15 protein-coding genes and 1 tRNA gene are annotated in these 15,244 nt (G+C 70.0%); 10 read left to right on the plus strand and 6 right to left on the minus strand.

What is annotated here, in order from left to right; all coding sequences use genetic code 11:
- Window positions 1–46: 46 nt before the first annotated feature.
- The 6 genes from FHR04_RS16540 (at window position 47) to FHR04_RS16565 (ending at window position 4,324) form a co-directional block, all read left to right on the plus strand.
- Window positions 47–123: transfer RNA gene (locus FHR04_RS16540), tRNA-Pro, on the plus strand.
- A 186-nt stretch (window positions 124–309) separates the two neighbouring features.
- Window positions 310–2,262 (plus strand): acetate--CoA ligase, encoded by a 1,953-nt coding sequence (acs, locus tag FHR04_RS16545; RefSeq protein WP_139404366.1) that lies wholly within the window; start codon window positions 310–312, stop codon window positions 2,260–2,262.
- A gap of 11 nt (window positions 2,263–2,273) precedes the next feature.
- Window positions 2,274–2,807, plus strand: coding sequence for a 2'-5' RNA ligase family protein (locus FHR04_RS16550; RefSeq protein ID WP_139404367.1), 534 nt, complete (start codon window positions 2,274–2,276; stop codon window positions 2,805–2,807).
- A gap of 42 nt (window positions 2,808–2,849) precedes the next feature.
- Window positions 2,850–3,236 (plus strand): hypothetical protein, encoded by a 387-nt coding sequence (locus tag FHR04_RS16555; protein WP_139404368.1) that lies wholly within the window; start codon window positions 2,850–2,852, stop codon window positions 3,234–3,236.
- Window positions 3,237–3,294: 58 nt separating this feature from the next.
- Complete coding sequence (locus tag FHR04_RS16560; protein WP_139404369.1) at window positions 3,295–3,927, plus strand: SDR family NAD(P)-dependent oxidoreductase; 633 nt, start codon at window positions 3,295–3,297, stop codon at window positions 3,925–3,927.
- A 70-nt stretch (window positions 3,928–3,997) separates the two neighbouring features.
- Complete coding sequence (locus FHR04_RS16565; RefSeq protein ID WP_139404370.1) at window positions 3,998–4,324, plus strand: non-heme iron oxygenase ferredoxin subunit; 327 nt, start codon at window positions 3,998–4,000, stop codon at window positions 4,322–4,324.
- Window positions 4,325–4,380: 56 nt separating this feature from the next.
- On the opposite strand, the gene FHR04_RS16570 is transcribed toward FHR04_RS16565, so the two are convergent.
- The 4 genes from FHR04_RS16570 to FHR04_RS16585 form a co-directional block, all read right to left on the minus strand.
- Entirely contained in the window at window positions 4,381–4,932 is a 552-nt protein-coding gene (locus tag FHR04_RS16570) for a hypothetical protein (protein WP_039681638.1), read from the minus strand.
- Window positions 4,933–5,028: 96 nt separating this feature from the next.
- Entirely contained in the window at window positions 5,029–5,691 is a 663-nt protein-coding gene (locus FHR04_RS16575) for an ankyrin repeat domain-containing protein (protein ID WP_139404371.1), read from the minus strand.
- A 1-nt stretch (window position 5,692) separates the two neighbouring features.
- Window positions 5,693–6,877, minus strand: a complete 1,185-nt coding sequence (locus tag FHR04_RS16580; protein WP_139404372.1) for an acetyl-CoA C-acetyltransferase — start codon at window positions 6,875–6,877, stop codon at window positions 5,693–5,695.
- Between the two features lie 64 nt (window positions 6,878–6,941).
- Complete coding sequence (locus FHR04_RS16585; RefSeq protein ID WP_039681635.1) at window positions 6,942–7,961, minus strand: 4Fe-4S binding protein; 1,020 nt, start codon at window positions 7,959–7,961, stop codon at window positions 6,942–6,944.
- Between the two features lie 125 nt (window positions 7,962–8,086).
- Here FHR04_RS16585 and FHR04_RS16590 point away from each other — a divergent pair, with 125 nt between their 5' ends.
- The 4 genes from FHR04_RS16590 (at window position 8,087) to FHR04_RS16605 (ending at window position 12,439) form a co-directional block, all read left to right on the plus strand.
- Complete coding sequence (locus FHR04_RS16590; protein ID WP_139404373.1) at window positions 8,087–9,634, plus strand: ABC transporter permease; 1,548 nt, start codon at window positions 8,087–8,089, stop codon at window positions 9,632–9,634.
- 55 nt (window positions 9,635–9,689) lie between these two features.
- A complete protein-coding gene (locus FHR04_RS16595; protein ID WP_375782589.1) occupies window positions 9,690–10,658 on the plus strand; it encodes an ABC transporter ATP-binding protein in 969 nt (322 codons plus the stop codon).
- Between the two features lie 75 nt (window positions 10,659–10,733).
- Window positions 10,734–11,750, plus strand: coding sequence for a hypothetical protein (locus FHR04_RS16600; protein WP_139404374.1), 1,017 nt, complete (start codon window positions 10,734–10,736; stop codon window positions 11,748–11,750).
- Window positions 11,751–11,797: 47 nt separating this feature from the next.
- On the plus strand, window positions 11,798–12,439 hold the full coding sequence (locus FHR04_RS16605; protein ID WP_139404375.1) for a thiamine diphosphokinase: 642 nt from the start codon (window positions 11,798–11,800) through the stop codon (window positions 12,437–12,439).
- 145 nt (window positions 12,440–12,584) lie between these two features.
- Here FHR04_RS16605 and FHR04_RS16610 read toward each other — a convergent pair whose 3' ends face one another.
- Complete coding sequence (locus tag FHR04_RS16610; RefSeq protein ID WP_139404376.1) at window positions 12,585–13,604, minus strand: NADP-dependent oxidoreductase; 1,020 nt, start codon at window positions 13,602–13,604, stop codon at window positions 12,585–12,587.
- 73 nt (window positions 13,605–13,677) lie between these two features.
- Window positions 13,678–14,934 (minus strand): cation:proton antiporter, encoded by a 1,257-nt coding sequence (locus FHR04_RS16615; protein WP_139404377.1) that lies wholly within the window; start codon window positions 14,932–14,934, stop codon window positions 13,678–13,680.
- Between the last annotated feature and the right edge of the window lie 310 nt (window positions 14,935–15,244).

Below are 15,244 nucleotides of genomic sequence, written 5' to 3' on the forward strand. Positions count from 1 at the left end.
CCTTGACCGAAGTGCCTTCACCATCTATAGTCTTGAGGCTGGGAATCGAGGCGTAGCGCAGCCTGGTAGCGCACTACCTTGGGGTGGTAGGGGTCGTGAGTTCAAATCTCGCCGCCTCGACCAGCACAGACCTGCTCTTCACGGAGCGGGTCTTTTTTTGGTCGGCACTGGAGGAAGTCGCGGGGGCGGCGCCGGGGCAGAGCACCCGGAGACGGCGCTACAGTAGACGGCAGCCCAAGCAAGCCCTGTGGCGGCCCGCACCGCCGGGCCACGCCCAAGCCGATTCTTCTGCCCCGGAGGTTCTTCCCGATGACGCACCCGACATCCAGCGATCACATCGACAATGTCCTGCACGAGACCCGCGTGATCCAGCCGCCCGCCGACTTTGCGGCCTCGGCACAGGTCACCCGCGAGGAGTACGAGCGCCGCTACCGTCAGAGCCTGGACGATCCCGATACCTTCTGGGCCGGCGTGGCCGGGGAACTGAGCTGGATGAAGCCCTGGGACACGGTGCTCGACTGGCAGGAGCCGCACGCCCAGTGGTTCGTGGGCGGCCAGACCAATCTCGCCTACAACGCGCTGGACCGTCAGGTGGAGCGCGGCCTGGGCAGCAAGCGGGCCTTTGTCTGGGAGGGCGAGGACGGCGAGGTACGAACCTTCACGTATTCCGAACTGCTCGCGCAGGTCAAGCGGGCGGCCAACGCGCTGCTGGCGCTGGGCGTGCAGAAGGGCGACCGCGTGACCCTGTACCTGCCACTGATCCCGGAGGCCGCGATTGCCATGCTGGCCTGCGCCCGGATTGGCGCGGTGCACAGCGTGGTGTTCGGGGGCTTTTCCGTCTCGGCCCTAAGTGACCGCATGAACGACGCGGACAGCAAGCTGCTGATCACCGCTGACGCGGGGCTGCGGCGCGGCGGGCTGGTGAACCTCAAGGCCAACGCCGACGAGGCTGCGGCCAGGACGCCCTGCCTGGAGCACATGCTGGTGGTCAACCGGGCCGACTCGAACCCCCCGATGCAGGAGGGCCGCGACGTGTGGTGGCACGAGGCGCTGGCGGCCGCCTCCGACGAGCACGAGGCCGTCTCCCTGGACAGCGAGCACCCGCTGTTCGTGCTGTACACCTCGGGCAGCACCGGCAAACCCAAGGGCGTGCTGCACACCACCGGCGGCTACATGGTGGGCACCTACCTGACCACCGGCACGGTCTTCGACCTGAAAGACGACGACGTGTTCTGGTGCACCGCCGACGTGGGCTGGGTCACCGGCCACAGCTACAGCGTGTACGGCCCGCTGCTGAACGGCGCCACCGTCATGCTGTACGAGGGCGCGCCCAACCACCCGGACTGGGGGCGCTTCTGGGCCATCGTGCAGAAGCATGGCGTCACCATTCTGTACACCGCGCCCACCGCCATCCGCGCGCTGATGCGGCAGGGCGACGAGATCCCTGCCAAATACGACCTGAGCAGCCTGCGCCTGCTGGGCTCGGTGGGCGAGCCGATCAACCCCGAGGCCTGGGTGTGGTACGCCCGCGTGATCGGCGGAGGGCGCTGCCCGGTGATCGACACGTGGTGGCAGACCGAGACCGGCTCGATCATGCTGACCACCCTGCCGGGGGCACATCCCGCCAAACCCGGCAGCGCGGGCCTGCCGATGTACGGCATCGAACCGGCGATCATGACCAGGGATGGTCAGGAGCTGGGGCCGGACGACGGCGGCCTGCTGGTGATCAAGCGCCCGTGGCCCAGCATGCTGCGCACCGTGTACGGCGACGACGAGCGCTACCGCAAAACGTACTGGGGCGAGATTCCGCACGTGTACTTCGCCGGGGACGGCGCGAGGCGCGACGCCGACGGGTACATCACCGTGATGGGGCGGGTGGACGACGTGCTGAACGTCTCGGGGCACCGCCTGGGCACCATGGAGATCGAGTCGGCCCTGGTGGCCCATCCCAGCGTGTCCGAGGCCGCCGTGGTGGGCCGCCCCGACGATCTCAAGGGCGAGAGCGTGGTGGCCTTCGTGCTGCCGCAGGGCGATCAGACAGTGGACCCGGCGGCCCTGCGCGCCTACGTGACCCGCGAGATCGGCGCGCTGGCCCGTCCAGACGCCATCTACATCGCCGACGCGCTGCCCAAGACCCGCAGCGGCAAGATCATGCGCCGCTTCCTGCGCCAGATCGCGGCGGGCCGGGCCATCGAGGGCGACACCAGCACCCTGGAAGACCCCGGCGTGCTGGAGCGGCTGGCCGAAACGGACGCCGTCTAGGCGGGCTGCGCATGGCCGCCTCCTTCCTGCTGGCCGCACAGCCATCCCCTGAGCTGGCCGCGCGCCTCCAGACTTTCCGGGCGGCCCACCACCTAAAAGACGCCGCTGCGGTGCCGCACATCACCGTCAAGGCCCGCAGCGGCCTGCCCCCGGAACTGGACTGGCAGGAAACCTTGCGTGGGGTGGTGGCCCGGCACGCGCCACTGCCGCTGTCTATCGGCGGGCCGCGCCAGTTCGGCAACGACACCGCCCTGTACCTGATGGTGAGCAGTCCCGAAGCGGTGCGTCTGCATCTGGCCCTGCTCGAGGCCTTGAAACCCGCCCGCTTCTTCGGCTACGAGGGGCCGGGGTTGACGCTGCACCTCTCGCTGGCCCTGAAACGGCGCGACGTGGATCTGCCCGGAGTGCTGACGGCGGCGCGGACAGAATTCGCGGATCTGGAGCGGGCGCCGCTCACATTCACGGCCCGGAGCATCACCGTAATGCGCAAGCCGGGGCCGGGCGGTGTTTACGCGCCGCTGGAAGACTGGCCGCTGCTGGGGTAGGCGGGACTTCCGGCAGCCGCCCGGTGGGCCACAATGGACGCCATGGACGAGACGGAAGTGGTGGGCCTGAGCGTGCGGCCCCGGCGACGAGGCCTGCCGACGCTGGACATCGGGCCGTTTTTCATGTTCTTCGGGATCAGCGGGACGGACCACGGGCGCGAGGCGCGCCTGCAGCAGCGCTTCGAGCAGGAATATTTCTCGAACGTGGTGACGCTGCATCTGGCCGCTGCCCTGTCGCCGGGCACCTACACCCTGCGCGGTCTGCCCGACGAGGCCAACAAGCGCGGCTGGACGGTGGGACCGGAGGGCGGCAACCCCACCGGCCACCTGAGCGCCGACGGCCTGGAGGAGCTGCGGGCGTGGATGCGCCGCACCCCCGGCCAGCGGGACCGCCGCGTGCGCCCCGAGAGCATGTCGCCGCCAGCCTGAAGCCCAGTCCGTACCGTCCCGTACCGACGGCCCGCCGGATGTGTCGTCTACTGCGGTCATGAACACCCTGATTCTGGGCGCCACCGGCGGTATCGGCGCGGCAACAGCCCGCGCACTGGCCGCGGCGGGCGCCACCCTGACCCTCAGCGGACGCGACGAGGCCCGGCTCTCGGCGCTGAGCAGCGAACTGGGCGCGGCCTCCAGGGTCGCCGACGTGGGCTATGAAAGTCACGTCAAGGCGCTGTTTGAAGGGCTGGAGTCTCTGGACACCCTGGTCTACGCGGCGGGGGCCGCCCTGCCCGAACCGCTGAAGGACGCGGACCCTGGCCGGGTGCGGGCGGTGTGGAACGCCAACTATTTTGGGGCGCTGTGGGTCCTCAAGCACGGGCTGGGCCGCATGAACAAGGGCGGGCGGGTCTACCTGCTGGGTGCCCGCCCGGAACTGGTGACGGCTCGCGGCTTCTCGCAGTACGCCGCGAGCAAGGCGGCCCTGGCCCGCGCCGCCGAGATTGCCCGGCTGGAGGCGCGCGGCGTCACGGTCACGCTGGTGCTGCCTCCCGCCGTGGACACCGGATTGTGGGCGCAGGTGGGCAAGGCTCCCAGGGGCGCCATCTCGCCCGATCAGGTGGCGCAGGCCATCGCCGCAGACCGCGCCGGCGCAGGTGAGCCAGAACTCCGGGTGTCCGGCTGAGCCTGTCCAGAACATAGGGGAAAGCAACCTGCGGCAGCGTCTGCACCGTCCACTGCCCTACACTTGGCTCATGAACGTCACACAGAACAGCGAACGGGTTCGCGTGGGCACCCAGGGCGAGATGCCCGAGGGTTTCCAGACCGCCGTGGACATGGACGGAATCAGCGTGTTGGTCGTGAACTACGAGGGGCGGTTCTACGCCCTGCGGAACAACTGCACCCATCAGGACTACCCGCTGCTGGGCGGCGAGGTGAGCATGGGCCGCATCACCTGCCAGAAGCACGGGGCGAAGTTCGAACTGGCCACCGGCAAGGCCAAATCCCTGCCCGCCGTCAAACCCGTCCGCCTGTTCAGGACCGAGATCGAGGACGGCGTGGTCTACGTCTCGGCGCTGTAGGAACGACAGAGGCCGCACCGGTGGTTCGCCCGGCGCGGCCTCTGTCGTTTTGCGGCTTAGCGGCGGTTGCGGTCCGTATCGCCCAGGTTCGTCCCGCCGATCTCGTTCTGGAGTTCGCTGGGTTCGCCGGGGGGCAGGTCGCCGGGCTGCTCGCGAACATGCGGCGACACCTTTTCGCTGGGCGGGGTGTAACCGGGGTTCTGGTCCGGATTGACCAGCGGGTACGGGTCCAGGGCCGCCGCCGGGTTGACGCCCAGACCGGCGGTGGGCACCACCTCGTCCAGCGCCTCGCCGCCCAGGCCCTCGACCGTCTGTGCGCCGGCAAATTCGGGGGCTTCAGGGGTGTGTTCCATGGCCGCCACGTCCCTCGTCGCCAGGTGATCGTACTTGCCGGTGATGTTCTCGGCCGGCTGCGCCGCCTGCGCGGGAGCGCCCTGTCCGTGGTCCACGCTGCCCACCCGGTCATCGCCGGGGGTGGTGGTGTAGACCACGGTGTGGTTGTCCTTGGGGTCAGGGGTGTCGAAGCCGGTGACTGCGCCCGTTCTGCCATCCGTTTCTGGGCCGATCACGTTGGGGTTGGGACCATCGGTCTTGCGCTCGTCACTCATGCCCCAGTCTGTCCCGTCACCGTTTGAGGCGGATGCGGCCCGCCTTCCCGGTTTCTTGAGGCTCCCTGAAGTGGTGCAAGGGGGCGCGGGGCAGGGTCAGCGTCCCGCCAGGAGAATCAGGACCTCGCCGTGGCCCTCCTCCTGCGCCAGATCGGCGGCGCTGAGTCCATTCTCGTTCACGGCGTCCGGCACCGCCCCGTGCGAGAGCAACAACCTGACCAGTTCGGCGTTGCCGTTCTGCGCCGCGCCCATCAGTGGGGTGAAGCCCCCCTGCTGCGCGGCGTTCACGTCCGCCCCCGCCGCCACCAGCATCCGGGCCAGTTCGGTGTGGTTCCCGGTAACCGCCGAGAGCAGCGGTCCCACCCGCATGGCGTTGTGGCTGACCGCGTTCACGTCCGCCCCACGGTCGAGCAGCCGCGCCGCCACCTCGGCCTGTCCAAAAAAGGCTGCGAGGCCCAGCGGGGAGAACCCATCGGGGCTGACCGCGTTCAGCAGGGCGGGATCGGCGTCCAGCAGCGCCCCCACCCGCTGCGCCTCCCCGATGGCCGCCGCCTCAAAGATGTTCAGCGCCGCGCCCGCCTCCACCAGCACGCGGGCCATCGCCGGATGGTGGTAGTAGGCCGCGAACAGGACCGGCGACACGCCCAGCGGGCTGAGTGCCTCCAGCAGCGTGCGGTCCTGGGCCACCAGGTCACGCACCGCCGGCCCGTCACCCGCGCGGATCGCCAGGAACAGTTCCTTTTCGGAGGTGCTGGTCACGCTACTGCCTGGCCCGGACCACCACGGCGATGCCCATGCCGCCGCCGATGCACAGGCTGGCCACCCCGGTTTCCTGGCGGGTGCGCCGCAGCGCGTGAATCAGCGTGACCAGCACCCGCGCCCCCGAAGCGCCGATGGGGTGGCCCAGCGCAATCGCGCCCCCGGTGATGTTCACCCGCGCCGGGTCCGCCCCCAGATCGCGCAGCACGGCCAGCGACTGCGCGGCGAAGGCCTCGTTCAGCTCCAGCAGGTCCACGTCCGTCAGGGTCAGTCCGGCCCGCTCCAGCGCGATGGGCACGGCCTTCGCCGGGCCGATGCCCATGACTTTCGGATCGACGCCGATGGCCGCGTAGCCGCTGATCTCGGCCAGGATGCTCAGGCCGTTGGCTTTCGCGTAGTCCTCGGTGGTCACCGCCAGCATGGCCGCGCCGTCGTTCAGGCCGCTGGCATTGCCGGCCGTCACCGTGCCGTCCTTTTTGAAGGCCGGGCGCAGTTTCGCCAGTGCCTCAGCCGAGGTGGCGCGCGGGTACTCGTCGGTGTCGAAGGTGGTGGGGCCCTTCTTCCCCGGCACGTCCACCGCCACCAGTTCGTCGGCGAAGTGGCCGCCGGCCAGCGCGGCGGCAGCGCGGTTCTGGCTTTCCAGCGCGAAGGCGTCCTGGTCCTCGCGCGTGATGCCCCACTGCGCGGCGATGTTCTCCGCCGTGATGCCCATGTGGTAGTCGTTGAACACGTCGGTCAGGCCCTCACTCAGGATGCTGTCCAGCGCCGTCGCGTGGCCCAGGCGGTAGCCCTCACGGGCGCGGGGCAGCAGGTACGGGGCGCGGCTCATGGACTCGGTGCCGCCGGCCAGGTACAGCCGGCCGTCCCCGGCCTTGAGGCCCTGCGCGGCGCTGATCACCGCCTGGAGTCCGCTGCCGCACACGCGGTTGACCGTCAGGCCCGGCACATGGTCCGCCAGGCCCGCGCCCAGCGCCACCTGCCGCGCCACGTTCATGCCCACGCCCGCCTGTAGCACGTTGCCCACGATCACGTCGGCGATGTCGTCGCCCGGCAGTCCCTCGGCCACGGCCCGCGCAGCCGCCACGCCCAGTTTGGCGGCGGACACGTCCTTGAGCCCGCCCAGAAAACTGCCAATCGGCGTGCGCCGGGCCGCCACGATCACGATCTTCGTTCCGTCTTGAGTCATGGCCCAAGTCTAGCGGGACAGGCCGGGAGGCGAATGGAAGCGCCCTCGCGGCTTCCGCCACCCGCTACATCACGCTCTCGCCCTCGCGCAGCAGAATCGGCCCGGCGAAGGCGGCGGGCAACCATTCGGGCTGCTCGTGAATCGCCTGGGGCGGACAGGAACGCAGGCAGGCCATGCAGCCGGTGCACGCGCTGAGGTTCAGCAGCAGGCTCACGCCGCCGTCGTCCTGAATCTGGCGGTCGATGGCGTCGGTGGGGCAGACGTTGTGGCACACCGGGCAGTCGATGCAGGTGTCGTCCACCACCGGCGCAGGCCAGTGAATGGGCGTCTCGGCGGCAGGCGCGGGCTTGAGGGCCAGCCGGCGCCACTTCCATTCCTCGGGGGTGCGTTCCTCGGGTTCGGACCAGTCCACGAAGGGCAGCGGCGACTCGGGAATGCTCTGGGCCAGTTGCGCCTTGCCGGCCCGGAACAGCGCCCCGAAAGCCCCCCGGCGCGAGACGCGCACGGCCCGCTCGGCGTCTTCCGGGGTGGCGGCGCGCACGGTGATGCGGGCGGGCTGGCCGGTGGCGGCGCGGAGTTTCCCGGTCTCGGCCACCACCGCGTCCAGCCGCTGCGGCACGTCCGGCGCACCCACCGGGCAGGTCTCGCACGCGCCGTGAATCAGGGTGAGTGGGGTGCCCCACGCGCCCGCCGCCGACAGCACCGCCGGGGTCACGCGGCCCAGGCAGGGCAGCTGCGGGCCGCCCGCACCGCTCTGCGGGCAGGTCAGGCTGGCCTCGCCCTCCCCGGCTGCCGCGCCGTCCTCGGCTTTCTGGTCACGCACGTTTTGCAGGGTGGGCTGAAGCGCGTACTCCAGCGCTCCGGTGGGACACGCCTGCACGCACAGGCCGCAGCCGGTGCAGGCGTCGGGGTCAATCTGCACGGCCACGCCCACCAGCCCGGTCAGAATGGCGTTGTGCGGGCAGACGTCGTGGCAGATGGTGCAGCCGCCCACCGCCTGACGTTCCAGCAGGCAGCGCGGCGGCGTGTAGCGCGGGACGAGGTTGCCGGAATCGTCGAGGCGGGAGAGGAGGCCCTGAAGCATACGGGGAGTCTACGCGCGCGGAGGCGAGGCAAAGAGGGCCTCAGCGTCTATACGCTTGCTGGCCTGGCCGCCGACGCCTCCGCCTCAAGGGGAAGCTGGCCGCCCCAGCCTCTACACTCCGGCCCATGACTCCCTCCCGCCTGTCCGGCTGGCTACTGGCACTGCCCGCGCTGGTGTTCACGGCGCTGCTGCTGGCCGTGCCGCTGGGGCGCACGCTGGCCGAGGGCGGCGTGAACCTGGGCGTGTGGCGCGATCCGTATTTCCTGGGACGGCTGGCCTGGACCCTGACGCAGGCGGGCGGCACCGCGCTGCTGGCGCTGCTGATCGGTGCGCCGCTGGCCTATCTGCTGTCGCGGGCCGACCTTCCGGGCAAGGGGCTATTCCTGCGCCTACTGCTGCTGCCCTTCGTGACGCCCACGCTGGTGGCGGTGCTGGGCCTGTCAGCGCTGCTGGGGCCGCGCGGCTGGCTGACCACCTTGACGGGGATAGACGTCAGCGACACGCCCGCGCTGATCATCCTGGGCAACCTGTTTTTCAACCTGCCGGTGATGATCCGGCTGGCCTACGGCGGCTTCTCGCGCGTGCCCCCGCACCTGATCGGCGCGGCGCGGACGCTGGGGGCGAGCGGCTGGCAGGCGGCGCTGGGCGTGGCGCTGCCGCTGGCGCTGCCGGGGCTGGCGGCGGGGGCCATTCTGGTCTTCCTGTATTCGGCCCTGAGTTTCGGGCTGCCGCTGGCGCTGGGCGGCGAGCCGTACGCGACGCTGGAGGTGGAGATCTACACCCTGACCGCCCTGCAACTGCGCCTGTCGGAGGCCAGCGCCCTGATCGCAGGTCAGTTGCTGCTGACGCTGGGGGCGACGTGGGCCTACACCGGCCTGACGCGCGGCGGAACCGGCGTGCCGGCGGGCGGCCTGCCCCCGGCGCGGGGCGGCGTGCGGGCGGGCATTCTGGGGCTGGGCGCCGTGACGCTGCTGATCTGCTTCGCGCCGCTGCTGGCGGTGGTGGCGCGCGGGCTGCTGGGGTCGGGGGGGCCGACGTTGCTGTACTGGCAGGGCATCCTCGCGGACCCGGACACGCCGCTGCTGCTGGGCAACACCCTGCGCTTCGGGGCGATGGCGCTGGTGGGCGCCACCCTGCTGGGCGGCCTGTACGCGCTGGGCGCGTGGCGGGCGCGTTCGCGGGTGCTGGACCTGATCTCGCTGCTGCCGCTGATGGTCTCGCCGGTGTCGCTGGCGGTAGGCTACCTGCTGGCGTACCCGGCGCTGGCGGCCACGCTGCCCATGCTGATCGCGGCCTACACGCTGCTGGCGCTGCCGCTGGTGGTGCGCTCGGTGCTGCCCGCGCTGCGGGCGTTGCCGCCCCGGCTGTTCGAGGCCGCCCGCACCCTGGGCGCCGGCCCGCTGGCCGCGCAGCGAACGGTCACGCTGCCGCTGACGCTGCCGGCCCTGCGCGGCGGCGCAGCGCTGGCCCTGGCCACCGTGCTGGGCGAATTCGGCGCCACCCTGGTGCTGACCCGCCCCGAGTGGGCCACCCTGAGCGTGGGCCTGTATGACCGCCTGGGCCGCCCCGGCGAGCGCAACCTGGGCGAGGCGTGTGCGCTGGCGACGGTGCTGCTGCTGCTGTCGGCCACGGCATTTACGGTGCTGGACGGCGGCGAGGGGGAGGTGACGTGACCTCGTGTATGACCCCGGCAGGTTGGGAGAAGGGCAGGGCGCTAGCCTGAGCGGCGTGCCCCTTCCTGCCCTCACCACCCACCACCTTTCCAAGGCCTACGGCCCGGTGCAGGCGGCCCAGGACGTGTCCCTGACGGTCCAGGCAGGCCAAACCCTGGCCCTGCTCGGCCCGTCGGGCTGCGGCAAAAGCACGGTGCTGCGCATGGTGGCGGGGCTGGAACGCCCGGACACGGGGCGGGTGGAGGTGGGCGGGCGCGACGTGACGGCCCTGCCTCCGGAGGCGCGGCACCTCGGACTGGTGTTTCAGGACTACGCGCTGTTTCCGCACCTGAGCGTGCTGGACAACGTGGCCTACGGCCCCCGTATGCGCGGCGCGGCGCGGGCAGGGGCGCACCGCCGGGCGCAGGAGGCGCTGGCGCTGGTGAACCTGCCGGAACTGGCGGCCCGCAAACCCGGCCAGTTGTCTGGCGGGCAGGCACAGCGGGTGGCGCTGGCCCGCGCCCTGGCGACGAATTCGCCGCTGCTGCTGCTGGACGAGCCGCTGAGCAATCTGGATGAACGCCTGCGGGCCGAGTTGCGCGGTGACCTGCGCGACCTGTTCACGCGCGTCGGCGCGGGCGTGCTGCTGGTCACCCACGATCAGCGTGAGGCGCTGGCGCTGGCCGGGCAGGTGGCCGTGATGCGCGCCGGGCAGCTCGTGCAGACCGGCGTGGCCCGCGAAGTTTTTGACCGGCCTGCAACCGCGTGGGTGGCCGCCTTTCTGGGCTGGCCGAACGTGCTGGGGCGAGGCGGCGGTCAGGCCCTGCTGGTGCCCGAGGACGCCGTGCGGCTGGGCGAGGGCGACGCTTTTTCCGTCACCTCCCGGCAGGTGACCGAGGCGGGCGAGACGGTCACGGTGGCCCATGTCCTGGGACCCCTGACCCTGAACCTGAGCGCACGGGAGGCGAGACTGCTGGACGGCGCAGGCTTGCGGCTGGAAGTGGACGAGGGGCGGCTCCGAACGGTGGCCGATGACCGGGGCTAACAGAGATGGCATACTGTCAGGTCACCGTCAACTAGAGCCCCGTCCACTCGCCCCTCGTCTCTGGAGGTCACGCTGATGAACACCCCACAGTGGAAACGCAACCTGAGCCTCACGGCGGCCATGCTGGGTACCCTGGCCGGCGCGCAGACGTACAGCGGCCCCAAAGCTGTGGTCTATATCGGGGACAGGTGGTGCCGGGGCGGGTACTGTTCGGGCAGCGTCTACGCCGCCTTCGAGGAGGCGATGAACCGGGCGCTGACCGCCAGCGGCTACGTGGAGGCCGTGCGCAAGAAGGACGGGGCGCCGCTGCAGATGGCCGGAGGCGTGACCGATGTCAGCAGCAGCAGCAGCGTGTGCCTGCCCATCGTGGGCTGCCTGCGCGGCAAGACGGTGCGGGCTAGCATGGAACTGACCGACACGGCCAGCGGCGCGGTCAAGTGGAACGAGAGCTGCGAGGGCACCAGCGGCGGCGTCAGCACCTGGGGCTGGTGGGGCGGCAGCGTGTACCTCGACAGCGACGAGGGCAAGGCGGTGGCCGACTGCGCCGGGAAACTGGTGCAGAAGCTGACCGCCAGCGGCGCACTGACCCCGTACCTGGGCCAGACCGGGCCGGTCCAGGCGGTGGCCGCGCCGACGGCAGCCCCCACCGCGCCTCCGGCCCCGGCCGCCCAGGCCAGCCAGCCGGTGGAACAGCTGGGCGGCATGCTCAAGACCCTGGCCTTCGCGGACATGAACGCGCTGTTTACCAGCGATCCCTACAACCCGGTCAAGGTCAAGGAGCTGAACGCGGCGGCCACCAGCGCCACCCTGGCCCGCGCCTCGGGCGTGCAGCTCAAGGTCTCGTCCACCGAGAAGGCCGGGGCCTACACGCTGGTTGGCGTGACCTACACGCTGCCCGGCGGCCAGGAAAAGTTCGTGCAGCTGGCGGTCACGGCCGATCCCAGCCTCAACCCACGCGGCGGCACGCGCCTGCTGTACCTGTCGGCCTTTAACCCGCTGCGAACCTCCACCCCGGCGCTGGACGGCCTGAGCCGCAATGTCGAGACCCTGCTGGGTGACCTGCACGCGGCGCTGGGCCTGCCAGGACTGTAGGCCGCGGTGCCAGAAGTCCAGGCGCAACGAGCCGCTCCACTGCCCCGGTGATCGCCTGGATTCTGGTCGGCGGACGGCTGACCTTCACCCCCGCGCTGGACACCCTGCCGCGCCCGGCCCTGGTGGTGGCGGCGGACGGGGGCGCACGCCACGCGGCGGGCCTGGGCGTGACCGTGGACGCCTGGGTGGGCGACTTCGACTCCTCGGACGGTGTGACGGTGGACGCCCCACGCGAGGTCCACCCGGCGGCCAAGAACGAGACCGACGCCGAGCTGGCGGTGCAGGTGGCGCTGGGGCGCGGGGCCACCGAACTGGTGTTCCTGGGGGCCTTCGGCGGGCGTTTCGACCACGCGGCAGCGTTGCTGCTGGGCGGCGTGCGGCTGGCGCGCGACGGCCTGCGCGTGACCCTGAGCAGCGGCGACGAGTGGGCCTGGCCGCTGCTGCCCGCCTCTCCCCTGTCGCTGGCCCTGCCCCCCGGCGTGACCCTGAGCGTGGTGGCCTGCCACGACCTGCACGGCCTGATCCTGGGTGGGGTGCGCTGGCCGCTGCAGGGCGCGGACGTGCCGCTGGGCAGCGGCTGGACGGTCAGCAACGAGACCAACGGTGAGGCCGTAACTGCGTCTTTGCAGGACGGTTACGGCCTTGTCACCGCGCTGTGGAAGGGCGAGCCTTCCGCCCTCCATCCCTGAAGTTTGAATTATACGGACTCCGATTGAAAGGTGTTGGAAACACCTGGAAATCCGAGCAGAGCGAGAAAGAGAAAAACGGGTTCCGGACGTGGAGTGTAGGAACCGGCGCTCTCCTGGTTCCTACACGAAACAAACGGAATCCGTATTACAGCTTGACCACCATTTTCCCGGTATTCTGGCCGTCCAGCAGGCCCATGAAAGCCCCTGGCATGTGGTCGATGCCTTCCACCACCGTCTCGTCGTAATGCAACTGGCCGGACGCGATCCAGCCGCCGACCTCCTGCACGAACTTGGGAAACAGGTGGTTGTAGCTGCCGACGATGAAGCCCTTGAGGGTGAGCTGCTTGCCAATCGCCAGCCCCAGATTGCGCGGGGCACTGGGGGCTTCGGTGGCGTTGTACTGGCTGATGGCCCCGCACAGCGCCGCGCGCCCGAATGTGTTGAAGGCGAACAGCGCGGCTTCCAGGTGGTCGCCACCCACGTTGTCAAAGTACACGTCAATGCCGCCCGGGGCGGCCTCCCGCAGCAGTTTGGTGACCGAGCCGTCCTTGTAGTTGAAGGCGGCGTCGAAGCCCAGTTTACCCGTCAGGTGAGCCACCTTGTCGGCGGACCCGGCGCTGCCGATCACGCGCCCCGCCCCCTTCAAGCGGGCGATCTGGCCCACGGCGCTGCCCACCGCGCCCGCCGCGCCCGACACGAACACCACGTCCCCCTCCTTGAACGCCGCCACGTCCAGCAGGCCCGCGTAGGCGGTCAGACCGGGCATGCCCAGAATGCCCAGGTAGGCGCTGGGCGAGACGCCGTCCATGGCGTCCACCCGGCGCGCCGCTTTCGCCGGCAGCAGCGCGTGGGTGCGCCATCCCTGATCGTGCAGCACCAGATCGCCCACGCTCAGGCCGTCGGCATTCGAGGCGATCACCTCGCCCACCGCGCCGCCGGTCATGGTCTCGTTCAGCGCGAAGGGGGGCGTGTAGGACTTGACGTCGTTCATGCGCCCGCGCATGTAGGGATCGACGCTCAGGAACAGGTTGCGGACCAGCACCTGGCCCTCGCCCGGCTGCCCAAGTTCGCGGCCCACCAGCGCAAAATCGCTGTCTTTGGGCGCACCCTGAGGGCGGGCGGCCAGTTGAACCTCACGGGACATCGTCTTTTCTGAAATCGTCATGGGGGTATTGGGCTGCCTGTGACGCCAGACCAATGTGACACGGGTTTCAATAAAGATCGGCTCAGACCCGTTCTCAGCCGTCCGGGCTGGCGGCGGCGGCCCGGCGGACCAGCGGCAGAATGGTCAGGCCCTGCACGGCAATCGTAAACAGCACGATGGCGTAGGTGACGGTCACGATGTGCGTGCGGTGCGGGCTGGCGGGCAGGCTCAGGGCCAGACTGATGGCGATGCCGCCGCGCAGGCCACCCCAGGTCAGCAGCCGCACGGTATACGCGCCGTAGCCCTCGCGGGCGCGGACCAGCGCGAAGGGCAGCGCGACGCTGATCCAGCGGGCGGCCAGCGCCACGACGATCAGCACGGCGCTGGCGATCAGCTGCGCGCCGGTGGTGCGGGTCAGCAGCACGTCCAGCCCGATAAAGGCAAACAGCAGAATGTTCAGCACCTGATCGATGGTCTCCCAGAAACTCTCCACCAGTTCTCCGGTTTCCTCGCTGAAGACCGCGTGCCGGTTGGCCGAGATCACCAGTCCGGCCACGACCATCGCCAGCGGCCCGCTGATGCCCATCGCGGCGGCGGCCACGTAGCCGCCCACCACCAGTGCCAGCGTGACCAGCACCTCTACGGCGTGCTGGTTGATGCTGCGCAGCAGCAGGTAGCCCCACACCCCCAGGATGCCGCCGAACAACAGGCCGCCGCCGGCCTCTCGCACGAACAGGGTCAGCACCTCCAGCGCGCTCACGCCGCCGTCATGTCGCCCACCGATGCCCGCCACGCCCGCCAGCGCCAGAAAGATCACCACGCCGACGCCGTCGTTGAACAGGCTCTCCCCGGCGATCAGGGTCTCGATCCGGGCCGGAACCCTGGCCCGCTTCAGGAGGTCCAGCACCGCCACCGGATCGGTGGGACTGATCAACGCTCCGAACAGCAGCGCCCAGATCAGCGGCACGTCGAGACCCAGCAGCCCAAAGACGAAGTACGCCGCGAAGCCGATCAGGAAGGTGCTGATCAGCGTACTCAGGAAGGCCAGCGTCAGGATGCTGCCGCGCTGACGCAGCAGTTGCCGGGCGTCCAGACCCAGCGCCCCCGCGAACAGCAGCACCGCCAGAATGCCGTTAAGGACAAAATTCGTGAAATTCAGCGTCTTGAGCAGGTCTGCGGCCCAGCCGCGCACGCCGGGCACCAGTCCCAGCGCGTCGAGGGCGATCAGCACGATGCTCGCCAGCGCCCCCGACAGCGTGACGCCCACAGTGGTCGGAAAATGGATGAAGCGTTCGTTGAGGTACGCCAGCAGCGCCGTAACGCACAGCAGCGTGGCAAAGGCGGTCAGCATCGGCTCAAGGATAGAGCGTCTCAGGAAGATGGGACGTGGCCTGCCGCCCCTCTCAATTCGGCCTGAAGAGTCTGGCAAGCAGACGGTTCCCCGTGAGACGAGTGCGCGTGGACATCTAAGTATGCCGCACTTAACATCTAAGTAGATCGCGAATAGTTTTTAGATAAATTGAGCGTCCAGAATCGTTAAGGCCGCGTAGAGGGCCTTGCGCAATTCGGCGACAGTGTCATAGCAGCGCCTGGGCAGCAAAAATCCCTTAAGTCGTCGCCAGACGGCCTCAATCAGGTTCAACATTGGCGCGTAGGGCGGC

This window comes from Deinococcus radiopugnans ATCC 19172 (assembly GCF_006335125.1).
Taxonomy (GTDB): domain Bacteria; phylum Deinococcota; class Deinococci; order Deinococcales; family Deinococcaceae; genus Deinococcus; species Deinococcus radiopugnans.

Bases quoted from the DNA above. Each gene is read 5' to 3' on its own strand.
- FHR04_RS16550 (WP_139404367.1), top strand. From the start codon at position 2,274: ATGGCCGCCTCCTTCCTGCTGGCCGCACAGCCATCCCCTGAGCTGGCC.
- FHR04_RS16585 (WP_039681635.1), bottom strand. From the start codon at position 7,961: ATGCTTCAGGGCCTCCTCTCCCGCCTCGACGATTCCGGCAACCTCGTC.
- FHR04_RS16580 (WP_139404372.1), bottom strand. From the start codon at position 6,877: ATGACTCAAGACGGAACGAAGATCGTGATCGTGGCGGCCCGGCGCACG.
- FHR04_RS16560 (WP_139404369.1), top strand. From the start codon at position 3,295: ATGAACACCCTGATTCTGGGCGCCACCGGCGGTATCGGCGCGGCAACA.
- FHR04_RS16610 (WP_139404376.1), bottom strand. From the start codon at position 13,604: ATGACGATTTCAGAAAAGACGATGTCCCGTGAGGTTCAACTGGCCGCC.
- FHR04_RS16565 (WP_139404370.1), top strand. From the start codon at position 3,998: ATGAACGTCACACAGAACAGCGAACGGGTTCGCGTGGGCACCCAGGGC.
- FHR04_RS16590 (WP_139404373.1), top strand. From the start codon at position 8,087: ATGACTCCCTCCCGCCTGTCCGGCTGGCTACTGGCACTGCCCGCGCTG.
- FHR04_RS16615 (WP_139404377.1), bottom strand. From the start codon at position 14,934: ATGCTGACCGCCTTTGCCACGCTGCTGTGCGTTACGGCGCTGCTGGCG.
- FHR04_RS16555 (WP_139404368.1), top strand. From the start codon at position 2,850: ATGGACGAGACGGAAGTGGTGGGCCTGAGCGTGCGGCCCCGGCGACGA.
- FHR04_RS16570 (WP_039681638.1), bottom strand. From the start codon at position 4,932: ATGAGTGACGAGCGCAAGACCGATGGTCCCAACCCCAACGTGATCGGC.
- acs (WP_139404366.1), top strand. From the start codon at position 310: ATGACGCACCCGACATCCAGCGATCACATCGACAATGTCCTGCACGAG.
- FHR04_RS16600 (WP_139404374.1), top strand. From the start codon at position 10,734: ATGAACACCCCACAGTGGAAACGCAACCTGAGCCTCACGGCGGCCATG.